At 69.0% G+C, this 18,137-nt stretch carries 17 protein-coding genes; 11 read left to right on the forward strand and 6 right to left on the reverse strand.

All coding sequences use genetic code 11. The features are described from left to right. The first annotated feature begins 89 nt into the window (after positions 1 to 89). The 4 genes from BLT28_RS22615 (at position 90) to BLT28_RS22630 (ending at position 2,225) form a co-directional block, all read left to right on the forward strand. The gene (locus tag BLT28_RS22615) at positions 90 to 545 is read left to right on the forward strand and encodes a carboxymuconolactone decarboxylase family protein (protein ID WP_030433522.1); all 456 of its coding nucleotides are present in this window, start codon (positions 90 to 92) and stop codon (positions 543 to 545) included. A gap of 76 nt (positions 546 to 621) precedes the next feature. Next, complete coding sequence (locus BLT28_RS22620; RefSeq protein WP_030433523.1) at positions 622 to 1,086, forward strand: iron chaperone; 465 nt, start codon at positions 622 to 624, stop codon at positions 1,084 to 1,086. A gap of 32 nt (positions 1,087 to 1,118) precedes the next feature. Continuing rightward, positions 1,119 to 1,745, forward strand: a complete 627-nt coding sequence (locus BLT28_RS22625; protein ID WP_030433524.1) for a VOC family protein — start codon at positions 1,119 to 1,121, stop codon at positions 1,743 to 1,745. 33 nt (positions 1,746 to 1,778) lie between these two features. Then, on the forward strand, positions 1,779 to 2,225 hold the full coding sequence (locus BLT28_RS22630) for a pyridoxamine 5'-phosphate oxidase family protein (protein WP_030433525.1): 447 nt from the start codon (positions 1,779 to 1,781) through the stop codon (positions 2,223 to 2,225). 4 nt (positions 2,226 to 2,229) lie between these two features. On the opposite strand, the gene BLT28_RS22635 is transcribed toward BLT28_RS22630, so the two are convergent. Continuing rightward, positions 2,230 to 2,493: a metal-sensitive transcriptional regulator gene (locus BLT28_RS22635; protein WP_030433526.1), complete on the reverse strand. Its 264-nt coding sequence runs from the start codon at positions 2,491 to 2,493 to the stop codon at positions 2,230 to 2,232. 367 nt (positions 2,494 to 2,860) lie between these two features. Between BLT28_RS22635 and BLT28_RS22640 the strand changes: the two genes are divergently transcribed. Continuing rightward, positions 2,861 to 4,216: an MBL fold metallo-hydrolase gene (locus BLT28_RS22640; protein WP_030433527.1), complete on the forward strand. Its 1,356-nt coding sequence runs from the start codon at positions 2,861 to 2,863 to the stop codon at positions 4,214 to 4,216. Continuing rightward, positions 4,213 to 5,004, forward strand: a complete 792-nt coding sequence (locus BLT28_RS22645) for a sulfite exporter TauE/SafE family protein (RefSeq protein WP_030433528.1) — start codon at positions 4,213 to 4,215, stop codon at positions 5,002 to 5,004. Before BLT28_RS22640 ends, BLT28_RS22645 begins: the two co-directional genes overlap by 4 nt. 85 nt (positions 5,005 to 5,089) lie before the next feature. On the opposite strand, the gene BLT28_RS40355 is transcribed toward BLT28_RS22645, so the two are convergent. Both BLT28_RS40355 and BLT28_RS22650 read right to left on the reverse strand, forming a co-directional pair. Beyond that, positions 5,090 to 5,266: a hypothetical protein gene (locus tag BLT28_RS40355; RefSeq protein WP_156051830.1), complete on the reverse strand. Its 177-nt coding sequence runs from the start codon at positions 5,264 to 5,266 to the stop codon at positions 5,090 to 5,092. Positions 5,267 to 5,357: 91 nt separating this feature from the next. Continuing rightward, positions 5,358 to 6,635 carry an MFS transporter gene (locus BLT28_RS22650; protein ID WP_030433529.1) on the reverse strand — a complete coding sequence of 426 codons (1,278 nt, stop codon included), beginning with the start codon at positions 6,633 to 6,635 and terminating at the stop codon, positions 5,358 to 5,360. Between the two features lie 340 nt (positions 6,636 to 6,975). On the opposite strand from BLT28_RS22650, the gene BLT28_RS22655 reads away from it, so the two are divergent. Further along, positions 6,976 to 7,344: a hypothetical protein gene (locus BLT28_RS22655; protein ID WP_030433530.1), complete on the forward strand. Its 369-nt coding sequence runs from the start codon at positions 6,976 to 6,978 to the stop codon at positions 7,342 to 7,344. A gap of 90 nt (positions 7,345 to 7,434) precedes the next feature. Here BLT28_RS22655 and BLT28_RS22660 read toward each other — a convergent pair whose 3' ends face one another. The 3 genes from BLT28_RS22660 to BLT28_RS22670 all read right to left on the reverse strand — a co-directional run bounded on the left by BLT28_RS22660 (position 7,435) and on the right by BLT28_RS22670 (position 11,714). Beyond that, positions 7,435 to 7,752 carry a hypothetical protein gene (locus BLT28_RS22660; protein WP_156051832.1) on the reverse strand — a complete coding sequence of 106 codons (318 nt, stop codon included), beginning with the start codon at positions 7,750 to 7,752 and terminating at the stop codon, positions 7,435 to 7,437. A 973-nt stretch (positions 7,753 to 8,725) separates the two neighbouring features. Further along, the gene (locus tag BLT28_RS22665) at positions 8,726 to 10,894 is read right to left on the reverse strand and encodes a putative bifunctional diguanylate cyclase/phosphodiesterase (RefSeq protein WP_043814189.1); all 2,169 of its coding nucleotides are present in this window, start codon (positions 10,892 to 10,894) and stop codon (positions 8,726 to 8,728) included. Between the two features lie 4 nt (positions 10,895 to 10,898). Next, entirely contained in the window at positions 10,899 to 11,714 is an 816-nt protein-coding gene (locus tag BLT28_RS22670) for an SAM-dependent methyltransferase (RefSeq protein WP_030433533.1), read from the reverse strand. A gap of 188 nt (positions 11,715 to 11,902) precedes the next feature. Between BLT28_RS22670 and BLT28_RS22675 the strand changes: the two genes are divergently transcribed. From BLT28_RS22675 to BLT28_RS22690, 4 genes are all read left to right on the forward strand, one after another. Continuing rightward, positions 11,903 to 13,216 (forward strand): cytochrome P450, encoded by a 1,314-nt coding sequence (locus tag BLT28_RS22675; protein ID WP_030433534.1) that lies wholly within the window; start codon positions 11,903 to 11,905, stop codon positions 13,214 to 13,216. 31 nt (positions 13,217 to 13,247) lie between these two features. Further along, positions 13,248 to 14,300, forward strand: a complete 1,053-nt coding sequence (locus BLT28_RS22680; protein ID WP_043814191.1) for an alpha/beta hydrolase — start codon at positions 13,248 to 13,250, stop codon at positions 14,298 to 14,300. Positions 14,301 to 15,333: 1,033 nt separating this feature from the next. Next, entirely contained in the window at positions 15,334 to 16,011 is a 678-nt protein-coding gene (locus tag BLT28_RS22685; protein WP_043814208.1) for a TetR/AcrR family transcriptional regulator, read from the forward strand. Between the two features lie 816 nt (positions 16,012 to 16,827). After that, entirely contained in the window at positions 16,828 to 18,033 is a 1,206-nt protein-coding gene (locus BLT28_RS22690; RefSeq protein ID WP_030433537.1) for an IS110 family RNA-guided transposase, read from the forward strand. Positions 18,034 to 18,137: the final 104 nt, after the last annotated feature.

Below are 18,137 nucleotides of genomic sequence, written 5' to 3' on the forward strand. Positions count from 1 at the left end.
GTCCCACCGGCGTCGTCATGCTAGGCGCCGTCCGCCTGTGATTGAGCCACCTGAGAGACAGCGCACCACCACAGCAAGGAGAAACCGAGATGCAGGCTCGAATGAAGAACCCCGCGGTCGTCCTGACCGGCGCGATGCAGCCCATCCAGGAGATCATGAAGGCCGCCCACACCGGCGGGGTCGCGGGAGAGATCCTGGAGCTGGTGCACCTGCGGGTCAGCCAGATCAACGGCTGCAGCGCCTGTGTGGACGGTGGCGCCAAGACCGCGCGCAAGGCCGGGGTGAGCGAGGAGCGGCTGGCCACGGTCGTCGCCTGGCGGGAGGCCCCGTACTTCACCGAGGAGGAGCGGGCGGCGCTCGCACTGGCCGAGGCCGCGACGCGGCTGGCCGACCGCGCCGACGCGGTCAGCGACGAGGTCTGGGACACCGCCGCCACCTACTTCGACGAGAAGCAGCTGGCCGCGATCATCCTGATGATCAGCGTCACCAACATGTTCAACCGCCTCAACGCCACCACCCGGCAGATCGCCGGCGCCTGGGGCTGACCCGTTCCGGTCCCGGGCTCCGCGCGGCCCGGGACCACTCGCCCCACCACCACTCGCAGACAAGGAGATTCCCACCATGAGCAGCGTTGCGACCGACAAGAAGTTCGACGGCTTCACCGACGAGGAACGCGCCGCGATGAAGGAGCGCGCCCAGGAGCTGAAGGCGGCAGCGCGCCGCCGCACGGGCAAGGGCAAGGCGGACGGGGAGCACGACGTGCTCACGAAGATCTCCGAGATGCCCGACGCCGATCGCCTCATCGCCGAGCGGCTGCACGAGATCGTCAAGGCCGCGGCACCGGGCCTCGCGCCGAAGCTCTGGTACGGGATGCCCGCCTACGCCAAGGACGGCAAGGTGCTCTGCTTCTTCCAGAGCGCGCAGAAGTTCAAGTCCAGGTACGCCACGCTCGGCTTCAGTGACGTGGCGAACCTCGACGACGGCTCCATGTGGCCGAGCTACTTCGCCCTGAAGGAGCTGACCGCCGACGACGAGGCCAGGATCGGCGCACTGGTGAAGCAGGCGGCTTCCTCGCACGACAACTGACCAGCTCCCCCGCTCACGTAAGGAAAATCGCAATGAGCAACACACTGACGTCCACTGCCATCGACTCCGTCACCCTCGACGTGGCCGACCCCGCGGCCGCGAAGCGCTTCTACAGCAACGCCTTCGGCCTGGACACGCAGATCCGCCTGCGGGCCTCGGAGGCTCCGACGACGGGCTTCCGCGGGTTCACGCTCTCGCTGACCGTGTCCCAACCATCCACTGTAGACAGTCTGGTCAGCTCCGCGCTCGGCGTCGGCGCCACGACCTTGAAGCCCGCCACGAAGTCGTTGTGGGGCTACGGCGGCGTCGTCCAGGCACCGGACGGCACGATCTGGAAGATCGCGACCTCGGCGAAGAAGGACACCGGCCCCGCCACGCGGGAGATCGACGACATCGTGCTCCTGCTCGGAGTCGCCGATGTGGCCGCCAGCAAGCGGTTCTACGTCGACCAGGGCCTTGTCGTCGCGAGGAGCTTCGGCCGGATGTACGTCGAGTTCGCCGCCGGGGCGAGCCCCATCAAGCTGGCCCTGTACCGCCGTCGCGCCCTGGCCAAGGACCTCGGCGTCGCCCCCGACGGCGAAGGTTCGCACCGGATCGCGATCGGCAGCTCCGCCGGCCCCTTCACCGACCCGGACGGATTCGCCTGGGAAACCCCGTGAGCAAGAGCTTCCCCTGAGACGACTGGAGCAACGATGACCGGCACAGCACCACGCGGACTTGAGGAAAGGCTGCGGGACACCCGCGCGAAACTGGACGGCGAGGTCGACCTGTGGGTCGCGACATCCGGTTCACCGGGCGGCGCGCACCTCGTCCCGCTCTCCTTCCTGTGGGACGGGACCGCCTTCCTCATCTCGACCCCGCGCGCCTCGGTCACCGGCCGCAACCTGCTGGCCGACGGACAGGTGCGGCTCAGTCTCGGACCGACCCGCGACGTCGTCATCGTCGACGGCGCCGCGGAAACGGTGGAGGTCACCCCCGACGTCGGCGACGCGTTCGCCGCGAAGACCGGCTTCGACCCGCGCGAACTCGACGAGCCCTACCAGTACTTCCGCATCCTGCCGCGGCGCGTCCAGGCTTGGCGCGAAGCGAACGAGCTGCGCGGCCGCGACCTCATGCGCGCGGGCCGCTGGCTCGGCTGACGAGTCAGGCCAGCGCGAGGAAGAGCTTCTCCAGCTGAGCCCGATCCGCCGCCCCCTTCTCGGAGTCGTCGGAGACGCACTGCTCCAGTCCGCTGGCGATCAGCTTGAAGCCCGCGCGGTCCAGTGCGCGGGACACGGCAGCCAGTTGCGTGATGACGTCCTTGCAGTCCCGCCCGGACTCGATCATCTGGACGATCCCGCCCACCTGGCCCTGAACGCGCCGCAGCCGCTTGACCACGTCCGTGAGGACGTCTTCGTTCAACTCCACCCGCACCTCCTCTGATACCCCCCAGGGTACCCGCGCACATCGCCGCCCGGCAGTGGTGCGCCTCCGTCATCGACGACCGAACGGCCACCACGACCTGCGCGGCGGCGCCTCGGCCGAGCAGGAGCAGCGCTCTGCGCGAGGGACGTCGCCCAGCACCTGTTCGACGTGGTTACCGCAGCCGCGGTAGGTCGGCTTGCCGCACTTGGAACACGTGACTCGTTGACACATACGGATCAGTATACCCCCAGGGGTATCAAGAAGGCCTCCGGACAGGGCCCGATGAGACGTTTGCCGCATACCCCTAGGGGTATCCAGAGCCTGGGCTACCGTGGAAGCCAGATACCCCAGGGGGTATAAGGAGGTAGACATGATCCAGATCGTCCCCATCGACACGCCGACCCTCGGTGACCGCAGCTACCTCGTCGGCGACGGGACCGTGGCGTTCGTGGTGGACCCGCAGCGCGACATCGACCGGGTGCTGGACCTGGCCGCCCGGCACGGTCTGCGGATCACTGACGTCTTCGAGACGCACATCCACAACGACTACGTCACCGGCGGTCTCGCGCTGGCCCGTGCGACGGGCGCGGCCTACCACGTCAACGCGGCGGACCCGGTGTCGTTCGACCGCACACCGATCCGCGACCACGACGTCGTCGAGGTGGGCGAGCGCATGCGGGTGCGGGCGGTCGCGACACCCGGGCACACGTTCACGCACCTGTCCTACGTGCTGGAGACACCGGACCGCGCGCCGGTGGTGTTCACCGGCGGGTCGCTGTTGTTCGGCAGCACTGGCCGTCCCGACCTGCTCGGTCCGTCGCACACCGATGAACTGGTGCGGGCGCAGTACGCCTCGGCCCACCGCCTGACCGGGGGCCTGCCCGACGACACCGAGATCTGCCCGACGCACGGTTTCGGCAGCTTCTGCTCCGCCACCCAGTCGGAGGCCGAACGGTCGACCATCGGCCGGGAGAAGCAGGTCAACCCCGTGCTCACACAGGACGAGGAGTCCTACGTCGAGCAGCTGCTCGCCGGCCTGGACGCCTTTCCCGCGTACTACGCGCACATGGGACCGGCCAACACGGCAGGACCGGCCGCCGTCGACCTCGCCGAGCCGAGGACAGCTGATCCGGCCGAGCTGCGCGCCCGCATCGACGCCGGGGAATGGGTGGTGGACCTCCGGTCCCGCACGGCCTTCGCCGCCGGACACCTCGCGGGCAGCCTGAACTTCGGCCTCGACGGCAGCTTCGCCACCTACCTCGGCTGGCTCATCCCGTGGGGCACGCCGGTGTCCCTGCTCGGCGACACCCCGGAGCAGGTGGCCGAGGCCCAACGGGAGCTGGTCCGCATCGGCATCGACCGGATCGAGTCGTCCGCGACCGGCGAACCCGAGGCGTGGTCCGGCGCGGCGCCGCTCGGAACGTTCCCGCGGGCGAGCTTCACCGATCTCGCCGCGGTGCGCCACCACCGCGCGGTCACGGTCCTCGATGTCCGTCGCGACTCCGAATGGGCGGGCAAGCACGTCGACGGAGCGGTGCACGTCCCGCTGCACGACCTGCTGCACCGGCTCGACGAGGTGCCCCGGGGCGAGGTGTGGGTGCACTGCAAATCGGGTTACCGCGCCTCGATCGGCGCATCGGTGCTCGCCGCCGCGGGCCACCGGGTCGTGGTGATCGACGACCAGTTCGACCAGGCCGAGAACGCCGGCCTGCCGATGACGGCATGACGGCCCTGGCAGGGCTGTTCGGACTGGTCATCGGTGCTGTGCTGGGCATGCTCGGCGCGGGCGGCTCGATCCTCGCCGTTCCCGCACTGGTCTACGGCGTCGGCATGCCGCTCTCCTCGGCCGTGCCGACCTCGTTGCTGGTGGTCGCGGTGTCCGCGCTGGGCGGGCTCGCGGTCCGTTGGCGGCTCGGTGTCATCCGCTGGCCCGTTGCACTGGTGTTGACCGCCGCGGGCGTCCCCGCCGCGTTCGCGGGGACCGCGCTCGGGCGACAGATCCCCGAACGCTGGTCGCTGCTCGCCTTCGGTGTGCTGATGGCGGTGGTGGCGGCGCGCATGCTGACCGCTCCCGCCGAGCCGGCCGGAGCGTGCCGCACGCGCGGTGGCAAGGTGGACTGGCGCAGCTGCCTGCCCAAGGCGCTCGCCGCCGGAGCCGTTGTCGGGCTGCTGACGGGGCTGTTCGGCGTCGGCGGCGGGTTCGTCATGGTGCCTGCGCTGACCCTGCTGCTCGGCCTGACGGCCCTCGAAGCCGTCGCCACCTCGCTCGTCGTCATCACGATCACCTCACTGGCCGGCCTCGCCGCGCACGTCGCCTCCGCGTCCGCGATCGACCCCGGCATCACGGCGATCTTCACCGGCACGGCGCTCCTCGCCTCGGCTGTCGCCGGGCTCCTCGCCAACCGCCTGCCAGCCGCCACCGTGCGCCGCGCGTTCGCCTGGGTCGTCCTCGCCGTCGCTGTCGGCGTGGCCACCTCCGCCTTGTTCTTCCCCGCCGTGCTCCACGGCGGCTGACCTCAGCCTGAACGCGGTGTCAGTGGCAGTTGTCCCCAGCTGGGGACAACCTGGGGACAACTTCGAACATGCGTTCGAATCGACGTCACGCGGCGTTCAGTGCCTGGTCGTAGCCCGTCACGCTCCGGACCGTTGCGATCAAACGCGTGATCAGGCTCTGCGGCGCGTGCCCACGCCCCTCCTGCGCCTTCTCGTCGATCACAAGATGCGGGTGATGCGGTAATTCGAGACGCCCCGGGTCTGCGAGGTCTTCGTTGCGCACGGCTTCAGCGTTGCCGCCGAACAGGAATCAGCCCAACAGGCCGCCGACATGGCATGGCGTTCGCCGTCCGCTGAACGTCCGCTCCGGCGGTCTAGGTTCGAGTCGCCGCGCAGGCGGCCGCGGCCAGCGCGAGCGCGAACAGCGCGTAGGAGGCGACCAAGCCGCCCGTGTCGCTGGCCGAGCTGAGGGCTCCACCAATGGCGCGCCCGAGGAGTTGTCCGGTGCACTCGGCCGTGATGACCGCGGTGGCCAACTCCGTTGCGGTGAAGCCACTCGAACCGGCGGTGGTCGCTCTGACGTACAGCCCGGGATAGGCAAGTCCCACGCCGATTCCGCCTACGGCCCACGCGATGAGCAGAACGGTGAACGATCCTCCGACAGCGAGTTCGACCACCAGCACGGCCGTGGCGAGTGCCGCCATGCTCAAGCCGATCACCGGGAAGCGCCGCTTGACCTGAGGCGATTTCACCTGCGCGACAAGGAGACTCGTCACCGCCCATCCCAACGAGGCGGCGCTCAGGATGATCGCCGCACGCCCGAGGCCCATCCCGAATCCGTCGGTCAGCAGCACGGTGATCAGGCTGTCCGCGCCGAAGTAGCCGATTCCGAACAGCATCATCGCGCCGAGCGCGGCAGGAGTTCCCGGCCGCAGGCGTGCGGTTCCCTCGGGCAGGACCGTGATCATCCCGACGACGGTGGTACCCGCCCCGACGATCGCGAGGGGCCACCACCCCGCGCTCAGCACCACACACGCCGCGCCCAGTGGAATCAACAGAGTTCGCCCCAGGGGGCGCGGGGCGGCGTCGGCGGGAGTGGCCTCTCCTACGGCGCGCGCGACCAACAGGCGTCCGATGAGGACGAACGGCACCGGCAGCACCGACGTCCACCGCCAGCCCACGAGGTGCTCGAGGCCGAGCGTCGCGGCCGGACCGACCAAGGCCGGCACGATCCACATCGCCGATGACACCGCGACCACTCGGATGCGCAACCGCTCGTCGAGGTGCTGGATCGCCGCGCTGATGCCGAACACTCCGAGGAGACCGCTGGCGATCCCGGCGCAGAGCTGGCCGAAGGCGAACATCCACGCAGTCCGGGCAGTCGCGGCGAGGGCGAGTCCGCCGACGTAGGCGAGCATTCCCGCCGCCAGCGTGCCCCGGGGGCCCAGTCGGTCCAGAACTCGACTCGCCAGGGGAAGTGCGACGAACAACCCCAGTGTCGTGCCCGCGATCAGAAGTCCGAGTTCGTCCTTGGCCTCCAGAGCGCTCGCGACGACCGGCAGAAGAGTGGAAGCGACGAAGCCCGTCACCGCGGCCGCGAACTCGATCGCGACGATCCCCACCGCGAGCACCAGCGGCCGGGCTCGCCGCATGACGTGACCGCGACTCATGGGCATCGCAGTCGCTCGCTCCTCACTGGCGGCACCGCCCTACCGCAGGTCGTCCCTGACCAGTTCGACAGACGACCCGTGGCTAACATGCTAGCACGCTAGCATCAGTCGCGGGCGCGGGACGATGACCCGCCCCGGCTTCGACCACGACCGAAATGCCGAAAACGCCTCAACCTTCCCTCCGAGCGGCGTCCAGCGACACGAGGGACAGTTCCAGGAAAGAATTTGATTCACAATAATCCCCGTGATGTCCCGATTCGCCGCGTACGGCAACCCCGATGACGCGGCACACTGATTTCACGACATCGAAGGAAACATGAGAATGCGCAGTATTCTGGCCGCAGCCGCCCTCTCGGCCCCGGTCACCGCCACGGTGAGCGCCCCTGTCGCGCTTGCCGAGACCACCGAATCCGCCCGCGCGAACTGCATCTTCACCTACACGTCCAAGTCGCCCGGCGAGACCGGCCGCGGACTGCGCGTCGCCGCGACGGTGCGGGGCGGCTGCAAGGTCACTGCGAAGCTTGACAGCGACAAGGGCGGCCGGCACCAGGTCGGATCCCAGTCCGAAACACCCGACCGCAACGGGGACGTGCTCTTCAACTTCCGCTGCCACGGACACGCCAAGTACCGCGTCAAGCTGACCGCGCCCGGCGACAGCGCGACCATCACGGGTCCGGTCAAAGCCTGCTGATCCGCGAGACACACAAGCCGGGTGACCTGCCCCCAGCAGATCACCCGGCTTCATCTCCCGAGCGGAACGACTACGACTCGCCTGCAGTCATCATCCGTTGTGCCGGTGCCACTTCGTGCACACCGTCTCCGAGATGAATCCCGCACAGGCCCGGTAATCGTGCGGGTGCCAGTTGTGGCCACCGGTACGAACCGTGGCGCCATCGTGCGGCGAGGCCTGCGAAAGGTCCGCTCCGTCCAGTCGCACAGTGCTCAGCCTCGGCATGTTGACGCCCTCGGCGTGGAGCTGCCTCGTGTGCTCGTTCAGCCACAACCGCGCGGTGATGCCGTGCCCGCTCGCCTCGGCGAGAAGGTTCCACTCCGCCGCGGCGGCCGACGGAGCGGCGACCACGGACACCCCGGCACTCACAGCGACAGCTACGAGCGCGGGAACAACTCTGAAACGCATTGCGAACCCTTCATTCACCAACCAAAGCGGGATCATCACGCGACCGGACGGACAGCGTCCACCACCGAACGAAGGTTTCATCTCACGGTGAAGCAGAAACGGGAATCAGCACAAAATCCCAAGGTCCCATACCACTCATGACCACCCCTTTTCGTCAATCGTCGAACAAAGGGTGTCAGGCTTCAGCGATCAGCGCCGCTGCTCTCCCCACACCGGCTTCCCTGGCGGTTCGAGTCATGTCATTGACCCACCAGCTGCTCCGCGAGTTCGCGGGCCGCGTGGACGACGAACGCCTCCAGCACTGCCACAGCGCCCTCGCATGCGGCGAATGGGGTCTGAGCTTCGACGTGCTTGCCGGGCATATCGAACGCCTGAGAATCGCGGTCACCGAGGCCGAGCTCGCCGTGCTCAACGAGCTGGCCGATTTCGGCGAGACCATCGACCTTCTCCCGCTCAAAGGCGATCGGCCCGCTTACCGGTTCAGCAGCGCTGCGGCGCTACGTGGCGAACATGCCGACTGCTCAGCGGATCCTCGCGACGTTCCGCAGGCCCGCCTCTCCGACAGCACTGCCACTCCGACCTGGGTCTACCTGGTCGAGTTCGCACCCGCTCAGGAGGGCACGCCCTGGCCGAACATCCGTCTCGACGCGAACGCGGGTCAGGGTGTGGTGGAGGCGTATGCGACAGGGGAACCCCTGCCCCGGTATCACACCGAAGCGCTGCGCGCCGCATCTGGGAGCGCCACGCCTAGCGGACGCACCCCGCCGCAGACCTTAAAGGACAGTCCGGAAAGGACTCTCGTTTCGATCCGTGGTTGCGATCCTTTGCAGAGCCGCTGCCCTGGCTCGTGTCACGTGGCGGTGTTCCGGGAGGGTCGCAGGATTCGGCACCGTCATCGCGACCGGCGGAGCCGAGTCCCCTGTTCCGAAAGTGCCTACGGTGCGCGCCAGCCGGGGTCGCCGAAAGCGGCGGCCAGCTCGTCCGGACGGCAGGCCGCCCCGCAGTGGTCACCCAACGCCAGCTCGGCGCCGGCGGCCCGCCAGAACGCCGCCGACCCGGCGGTCGTCAGGCCGTCCACGATCACTTCCGCACCGGCCCGGCGCACGAGGCCCGGCAGCTCCCGCAGCAGGTCGACCACCAGCGAGTCCGGCGCGGCCCCGTCCAGAAGCCCGCAGTCCAGCCGCACGCCCTGCACCGGCAGGTCGGCCACCGCGGCCAGCGCGCCGCCGCCCAGCCCGCAGTCGCTGATCACCGGTCGCACGCCCAGGTCGGCCAGCGCCTGCAGGTTGTCCCTGGTCTTGCCGAGGTCGGCGGCCAGGGCCAGCGTGGGCAGCTCGACCAGCAGCCGCTCGGCCGGGAACCGCGTCTCCTCCAGCACACCGCCCACCCTGGTGAGCAGGTCCGCGTCGGCCGCCTGGTGCGGGCTCAGGCCGACCAGCAGCCGCAGGTCGCGGTCCAGCCGTTGCCGCCACCAGCCCACCTGCTGGCAGCCGGTGCGCAGTAGCCACTCGCCCAGCGGCAGCATCAGCCCGGTGGTCTCGGCCAGGCGGCGGCAGCACTGGTCGGACAGCGCGCCCACCCCGGGCGGGTCCCAGCTGAGCAGCACCTGCACCCCGTGCGCCGCGCCGTCGGTCAGCCGCACCAGCGGCCGGTACCGCGCCTGCACGTCCCCGTCCTCGAAGGCGCCCGGCATGACCGCGGCCAGCGCGTCGGTCTTGCGGTCCAGCCGGTTCTGCTCGGGGTGGGACAGCTCCCACTGCCCGTGCCCGTTGGCCTTGGCGCGGCGCAGTGCCTGGTGGGCCTCGCGCAGCAACTCCGCGGCCTCGCGGTCCCTGGCGGGCCGGTTGACCACGCCGACGCTGACCGACAGGGCCAGCCCGTGCCCGTCGACGTAGGTCGGTTCGGCCAGCTCATGGCGCAGCTCGTGCACCAGGCGCTCCGGCTCCGGGGTGTCCGGCGCGTTCTCCACCAGCACGGCGAACTCCGCACCGCCGAACCGGGCGAGGAGGGCCTTCTGCCCGGCCAGCACGGACTTCAGCCGCTGCGCCACGGTGACCAGCAGCTGTTCGGCCGCACGCTCGCCGAGGCCGTCGCGCACCACCGCGAAGGCGTCCAGCTCCAGCCGCAGGAGCGTCACGCCCAGCTCCGGGTCCGCCCTGCCCAACGCGGTCTCCAGCCGCGTGCTGAAGCACTGCCGGTTGGGCAGGCCGGTGAGCACGTCGTGCAGGGCCTGCCGGTTGAGCTCGTTCTGCAACAGCACCAGCTCGGTGCCGTCCTCGACCACGGTGACGAAGTGGCTGGGCTCGCCCCCTGCGCCGCGCAGCAGCGAGGCGGTCAACGACACCGGCACCGGCTCGCCGTCGCGGTGCAGCAGCCGCTGGGACTGCTTGATCCGCTCGACCTTGCCCACCAGCAGCGCGCCGTAGTCCTCGCGCAGCACCGGCGCGTAGTCGGGGTGCACCAGCTCGAACAGGTCGCGCCCGGTCAGCTCGTCCGGGGCGTGCCCGAGCATCACGCCAGCCGCGGCGTTCACCGTGACCAGCGTGCCATCCAGGTCGGCGACCAGGATGCCGCTGGCCGAGGACGTGGCAACCTCGTCGAACCGCGCCTGCGCGGCCCGCAGGTTGTACTTGGCGTCCCGCACGGCCTTGAGCATGGACAGCTTCAGGCCCTCCTGCTGGGCCAAGGTGGCGTCCTGCGCGGCCACCATCACGCTCGCGGCCAGCGCGCCGAGCACACCCACCACGCGTTCGGCGAACTCCTCGACGGGCTGGAACTCGGGCAGCGTGAGCAGGCCCTTGCCCAGGACGTCCATGGTGGCGGTGAGCGCCCGCCCGCTCGCGCAGTTCAGCTCGACCAGCCGGGCGCCCGCGGCCTCCAGCGCAGCGGTGCGGCCCGGCTGGTGCTCCTGCCCGCTCTCGTGCACCTCGCCACACAGGGTGTCCAGCAGCGCGGCCAGCTCGATCTCGAAGTCGGCGTGCTCCAGCGGCACGTAGGCGATTCCGCCCAGCAGGTAGGCCCACTTGCGCGCGAGCAGGCCGCGCTCGCGGCGCCCGTCTTCGGGAGGAGGCCCCAGGAGCGAGTGGAGGACGGCGTCGGTCATGGGCTCAGGACTTCCGCGCCACACCCGCGTAGATCAGCTCGTTCCACGCCGCGTCCTCGGCGATGTCGCTGGGCCCGGCCGGCCGCCAGGTGCCACAGCCCACCAGGCCCGGCTCGACCAGCGCCAGGTCCCCGAGCAGACCCAGGATCTGGTCGTGGGAACGCGTGTGCGGCACGTCGCCGCGGCGCTCGGCCATCTGGTCGCTGGCCACGGCGAACGCCTCCTGGTGCGCGTCGGACGTGACGTGGGTGAAGGCGAGCAGGCTGCCCGGGACCAGGGGTTCCTGGTAGGCGCGCACCAGCCCGGCCGGATCGTCCTCGTCCGGGATCCAGTGCAGCAGCAGCAAGCACAGCACGCCAACGGGCTCGGAGAAGTCGATCAGTCGCCGGACCTCCGGGCTGTCCAGCACCCCGGCCACGTCGCGCACGTCCGCGTGCAGGACCGCGGTGCGGTCGTTGTCCGCCAGCAGCAGCTCGCTGTGCGCGACCGCCACCGCCTCCTTGTCGACGTAGACCACGCGGGCCTCGGGGACCTCCCGCTGGGCGATCTCGTGCACGTTGCCCACGGTGGGGATGCCCGCGCCCAGGTCGAGGAACTGGCGGATGCCCTGCGAAAGCATGAAGCGCACCGCGCGGCCGAGGAAGGCGCGGTTGAGCCGCACCGACTGCCGGATCCAGGGCAGGGTCCGCTCGAGGTGGTCCGCGGTGGTGCGGTCCGCCTCGAAGTTGTGGCCGCCGCCGAGCCAGTAGTCGTAGATCCGGGCGACGTTCGGCGTGGTCGTGTCTACTCCGGCCGGGACCCAGTCCCGTGTGCCCACCATCGCGCACCTCTCGGGTTCGGAAGACCGGCCAGCATACCGATTCCGGCGGTAATTGACTTAACCCATAATTTGGCAATTGCCCTAACGCATCATCGTGATCGCCTCTTACCCAATCGGGTGCTGTCGGCACGGCTGAATGGCCTCTAGCGTGGCGTCCCCCCGATTCCCACCCATGCCGAGGAGTTCTCATGCCCGTCCGGGTGGCGCCCGGTCGGTGGCCTTTGCTGGGACACACGCCCGCACTGGTCCGCCGTCCCGTCCAGTTCACCGCCGGGCTGCGGGAACACGGCGATGTGGTCAAGCTGTTCCTGGGACCACTCCAGACATATTTCCTCACAAATCCGGAACTCATTCATCGCGTACTGGTAACGGACGGGTCGAGCTTCGGCAGCGGGATCATGTTCCGCAAGTTCCGTCCGTACGCGGGAAACGGCCTGGCCCTGTCGGACGGGCCCTTCCACCGCAGGCAGCGCAGGCTGATGCTGCCCGCATTCGGCCAGCAGCACCTGCGCCGCTACGCCGAGATCTGGGTCCGGGCGACCACCGCCCTGGCCGAGTCCTGGCGGCCGGGCGAGGTGCGGCAGATCGACGCGGACATGCAGGCCCTGGCCATGACGAACGTGGGCGAGGCGCTGTTCGGCACCGAGCTGGGCGAGGAGGCGATCCGCGAGGCCCGCCGCTCGATCCCGCTGGTCATCCAGCTGGGCATGTACCGGGTGCTCTCTCCGGGCTTCGTGGAGAAGCTGCCGCTGCCGTTCAACCGCCGCTTCGACCAGGCCACCGCGCGGATGAAGGCCGTGGTGCACGGGCTGCTCGCGAGTCGCGACCCGGACACCGACCACGGTGACCTGCTGTCCACGCTGCTGCTGGCCAGGGACGCCGACACCGGGGAGCGGATGACCCGGGAGCAGGTGCACGACGAGGTGATGACCCTGCTCACCGCGGGCACCGAGACCACCGCGCTGATCCTGGCCTGGACCTGCCACGAGCTCGGGCGCAACCCCGGCATGGCGGAACGGGTGCGGGCCGAGGTGGACCAGGTGCTGGGCGGGCGCCCGGCGACCTTCGACGACCTGCCCGCGCTGGCCTGCACGGGACAGGTGGTCAACGAGGTGCTGAGGATGTACTCGCTGTGGATCCTGATGCGCCGGACCGAGCAGGAGATCGACCTCGGCCCGGTGCGGCTGCGGCCCGGCGACGAGGTGATGTTCAGCCCGCTCGCCCTGCACACCGACCCCCGGTACTGGGATCACCCGGACGTGTTCGATCCCGACCGCTGGGCCACTGATCGAGTGAAATCGTTGCCACCGGGCGTGTTCCTTCCGTTCGGCAACGGGATCCGGCAGTGCATCGGCCACCTGTTCGCACGAGCCGAGGTCGTCATCGGGGTGGCCACGATCTTCGCGCGGTGGCGCCTGGCGCCCGCCGGCCCGGTCCGGGTGCGGTATACCACCATCGCCTATCCGCGGGGCATGCCGATGACGGTGCACCCGCGGGAATAGTCGCTTCCCACAACGGAATTCGGAGGTTTTCGTGCGTTTGCTCTTGCGCCGCGTCGCCGCCGCGGCGGTGGCCCTGCTGAGCACCGGCGCGGTGCTCACCCCAGCGCAGGCGTCCGCCGCCGAGGCGGCCTGTCGGGACCTGAACATCCCCGTGTCACTGGTGGACGTGCCACTGCTCGGGTTCGACGACCAGACCATGTACGGCAGGTTGTGCGTCCCGGCGGGCGGCAGCCGCACCCTCCAGGTGCTGGTGCCCGGCGGTACGTACAACTCGGCCTACTATGACCCGCCCGGCATGTCGGAAGACCGGTCGTTCCGCAAGGCGGCGAACAAGGCCGGGTACGCCACCCTGGCGGTGGACCGGGTCGGCTCCGGGCGCAGCTCCAAGCCGCTGAGCGCACTGCTGTCCGCGAGCGCTCAGGCCAACGCGGTGCACCACGCCATCCAGGCGATGCGGAAGGGCACGCTGGGGCCCAAGTTCGACAAGATCGTGCTCGTCGGGCACTCGCTCGGGTCGGCCACCACGATCATCGAGGCGGCCACCTTCCGCGACGTGGACGGCGTGGTGATCACCGGGTTCACCCACCGGGTCGCCGCGCTGACGGTGGTGCCCACGGTGGCCGCGCTGGGCCCGGCGCTGCTGGACGAGAAGATGGGCAAGGTCGTCGGGCTGGACCCGGCGTACCTGACCACGGGCAAGGGCATGCGGTACGACGCGTTCCACCGCCCGGGACCGCTGGACCAGCAGGTCCTCGACATGGACGAGGCGACCAAGGACCTGATCGCGGCCGGTGAGATCGTTGACGCCGTGCTGATCGGCCTGGTGCTGCCCTACAGCAAGCGGATCAACGTGCCGGTGCTGGTGGCTATGGGCGAGAAGGACGGCGTGTTCTGCGGCCTGCTGGCCAGCGACTGCTCGAGCGCGGCAGGTCTGCGCGAGGGCGAGGCCGGGTACTACTCGCCCGAGGCGAAGCTGCGCACTTTCGTGCTGCCCGGCTACGGGCACTCGATCAACTACGCGCCCAACGCGCCGCTGCTGCACGACGCGGTAACCGGCTGGGCGGACGAGATGGTCGGCAAGTAACGCAGTCCGTTCAGCACTATCCACTGGGGACGGTCTTCGACGAACGGCCGTCCCCAGTGGCGTGTCAGGACAACCAGCCGCCGGTCAGCTCAGCGGCGGCGGGCACCGCGCCACGGGATCTTCCAGCCCGAGCGGGAACTGCTTCGGGAGCAGGTCAGTCCACAAAGGACTCTCAGCAGCAGAAACCCTTGAACCGCAGACAGAACCGATCCCGATTACGACCGTTCAGTGCAGTCAAACGCGGTTCATCGCGTGCCCGTGCTCCAGTTGCGCTCCGCCCGTTGCCGCGCGCAGAAGCACTTCACGCCGCTGAGCACACCCCGAACATGCCTCTCGTACTGCACGAAACAACCCGCCGCACGCGGTCAGCGGCTACCCTGAGCTCCCTCGCGACGACACCGGCGAGACCCTCATCGGCGGATCTGCGCTGGCTTGACACCCCGCCGGAGGGCACCGGCGGCACCCAAGGCTCGTTCCACGTCGACGACGAGATCGCTTTCACCACCACTACCGGAACACCCATCGGCGAACCGATCACCCCGCCCTATCGGACAACCGTCCGCCACCAGGTCACCCGCGAACTCATCGACAACCTCGCACCCGCGGGGATTCCTTGTCCCATAACCGAACACGACGCTGAATGATCGACATCTGGCGCTGGCACGCCCGCTGCTTCCCACCCGCTCATTCCACATTGGACACTCGCTCTCCCGGTGCCCGACCTGCACCCAGCGCCCAGCAGCGGGCCCACGATTCGTTCCGCCACCGGACACGCCTGCCGCAACTCTCGCTGGTCGGCTGGATGGGCCCTCTCTGCCACGTCCCCACCCAGCCGACCTACGACGCGATCACCATCCTGGAAGTCAAGATCAAAGATCGGCTGCCACGAGCGAATCGAGACCTCCCGATTCAGCACCGTCCACAATGGATGGTCAACGAGCGTTCCGGGCGACACCAGGGAGCGAACTCCCGACTCAGGAGATCGAAAAACCAGTCACACCAAAGAGCAACGGCGTGAGTTACAGTGTTTCACATGCCCAGGCAACCAGATTGGCTCGGCCACGTGACCCCGGAACGCATCGCTGAGACAGCCTTGGCGATCCTGGACAGCGAGGGCCCGGGCGCTTTGAGTTTCCGGTCGCTGGCCGAGCGTCTCGGCGTTTCGCACGCGACGATCTACCGGCGGTGCAGCGATCTGGACGGATTGCTGGATCTGTGCGTGGACCACATCGCCGGGTACCTGCCCGAGTCCGTTCCCGGCAGTGACTGGGCGCGGGTCACCGAAACCAGATTCACCGGGCTCTACATACTGCTGACCGCGCATCCGGGGTTGATGGCGTTGCGGGGCGCACGGCCGTGGCTGGGCCGGCAACTGCTCCTGCGGTTGGTCGAGCCTGCCCTCCGCGACAACATCGCTGTCGGGATGAGCGTGCAGGAGGCGGTCCTGGCGTATCGGCGGATGTACCTGCTCACGCTCGGGTGCGCGAGTTTCGTCGATCACCGCAATCCGAAGGCCGTCATCGCCGGTGTACGCGCCGCGATCGCGAATCTGGACCCGAAGGAATTCCCTGTCCTGACTGGGAATCTGGACGAGATCCTGCCGATCGTGGGCGATGACGAGATCTACTACGGCGCCCTGCGTCAGCTCATCCGCAGCGCCCGGCCCGGCACCTCCGGGCCTGCTGATGATTCCCACCGCCGACGCGGCTGACGTCGGAGTCGGCGGACGAGCCGGGCGCTCCAACCGATCAGCTCCATGCCGGAGGAACGCCGCCGCACCACCGGCACAGGTGCCATGAGCGCTCCTTTGCGCTGCACGCCTTGATGTTCGGCACAGCCGAACACCTGATTGCCCGGCCATTGCGTTTGAGCTTCTCGTGCGTACTCGCTCACGCTGGTGCGCCTGCGTCAGAGCGACCCCACATTGGGTCTTTGGGGTGGTGAGAGGTGGGGCACTGGAGGGACGGACGAGGAGCACGGCGTGTCGTGCGCGCCAGAATTCTGTTTGAACGCGAAGGAGTTGATCCGCCTCCGAGTCAGCGATCATTCGTGGCTAAGGGCAGTAGCGAACGGTGATATTATTCGACAGGAACTAGGCACTTGCCTGACAGTTTTGCTATGTGGGTCTTGATTACCTTGGGCTAGTCATCTCCTGCGCTGCCAGAGTGATCGCGCCACCCAGGACCTCGCGGTGGGATGAGTTCGTCAGTCCGCCCAACATCCGTACCCGGGCAGGGTCACCACCCTCAGCGTGTTACCGATGCTGGTGTCATCAACGATGACTCCGCCTTCACGCCCCCGTTACCTTTTTCGTGGCTCCTGGTCAGGGAGCTGTGGTCGCCGGGTCCGGCATGACTGATGCCCCCAGTCGTAGGCATGATCCGGGGGGTGGTGTCACCGGGCCCGGGGCATTGTCGGACCGCTGATAGGGACATGGCCGCCCGCTGGGTAGGTCTCGTCGTAACGTGGGTGCCGGCCGGTGATGCCCGACCGGCGGCCATGATCGACGAACCGAAAGGCAGAGTCGATGACCAGCGGATATGGGGTGTTTCTCGGGCTGGATGTGGGCAAGGGCGAACACCACGCCGTGGGCTTGGGCGCCACCGGGCGGCGGCTGCACGACGCGCCGCTGCCCAACAGTGAGGCGAAGCTGCGGGCGGTGTTCGACAAGCTCGCCCAGCATGGTCGGCTGCTGGTGGTGGTGGATCAGCCCGCGGCGATCGGCGCGCTGCCGGTCGCGGTGGCCCGCGCCTGCGGGCACCAGGTTGCCTGCCTGCCCGGCTTGGCCATGCGTCGTATCGCCGACCTCTACCCGGGCAGCGCCAAGACTGATGCCCGTGATGCGTTCATCATCGCCGACGCCGCACGCACTCTGCCGCACACGTTGCGGCAGGTCGATGTCGGCGACGACGCCTTGGCCGAGCTTGAGGTGCTGGTGGGTTTCGATGACGACCTGGCAGGTGAGGCCACCCGCAGTGGCAACCGCATTCGCGGCCTGCTAACCGGAATCCACCCTGCACTGGAGCGAGCCATCGGAGCACGGATCGCCCACCCCGCGGTGCTGGAGATCCTCTCTCGCTGCGGCGGACCAGCGGGCATCCGAGCAGCCGGTCGCCGCAAGCTTGTCTCGATCGCCACCGCTCACGCGCCCCGGATGGGCGAGAAGCTGGCCACCGCGATCTGGGCCGCGCTGGAGGAGCAGACCGTCACCGTTCCCGGCACCGCCGCAGCCGACATCGTGCTCCCCCGGCTCGCCGACAGCCTGAAAACCGTTCTCCAGCAACGAAACGCCGTCGCCGCCCAGGTCGAGGGGATACTCGATGCGCACCCTCTTGCCCAGGTCCTGACCTCGATGCCGGGCATCGGAGTCAGGACTGCCGCCCGCATTCTGCTGGAAATCGGTGACGCCTCGGCGTTCAAGTCCTCCGGCCACCTGGCCGCCTACGCCGGGATCGCCCCGGTCACCCACAGCTCCGGGTCCTCGATCAAGGGCGAGTATCCCGCCCGCACCGGCAACCGCAAACTCAAACGCGCGTTCTTCCTGGCCGCCTTCGCCGCCCTGCACGATCCGACCAGCCGCGCCTACTACGACCGCAAACGAGGCGAGGGCAAGAAACACAACGCCGCCCTGATCTGCCTGGCCCGCCGCCGCTGCGACGTGCTCTACGCGATGCTGCGCGACCACACCCGCTACCAACACCCCCACCCCGGAGCTGCTCCTGCCGCGGCTTGACAACCACATAGGGACACCCCCCGGATCGTCCAGCGCGGACAGACGTCGCCACCGATGATCTTTTTCAGCGACGCAGCAGCACTCGGCTCAGTAGACGGTTGGCG

The organism is Allokutzneria albata (assembly GCF_900103775.1).
GTDB classification, from domain to species: Bacteria; Actinomycetota; Actinomycetes; order Mycobacteriales; family Pseudonocardiaceae; genus Allokutzneria; species Allokutzneria albata.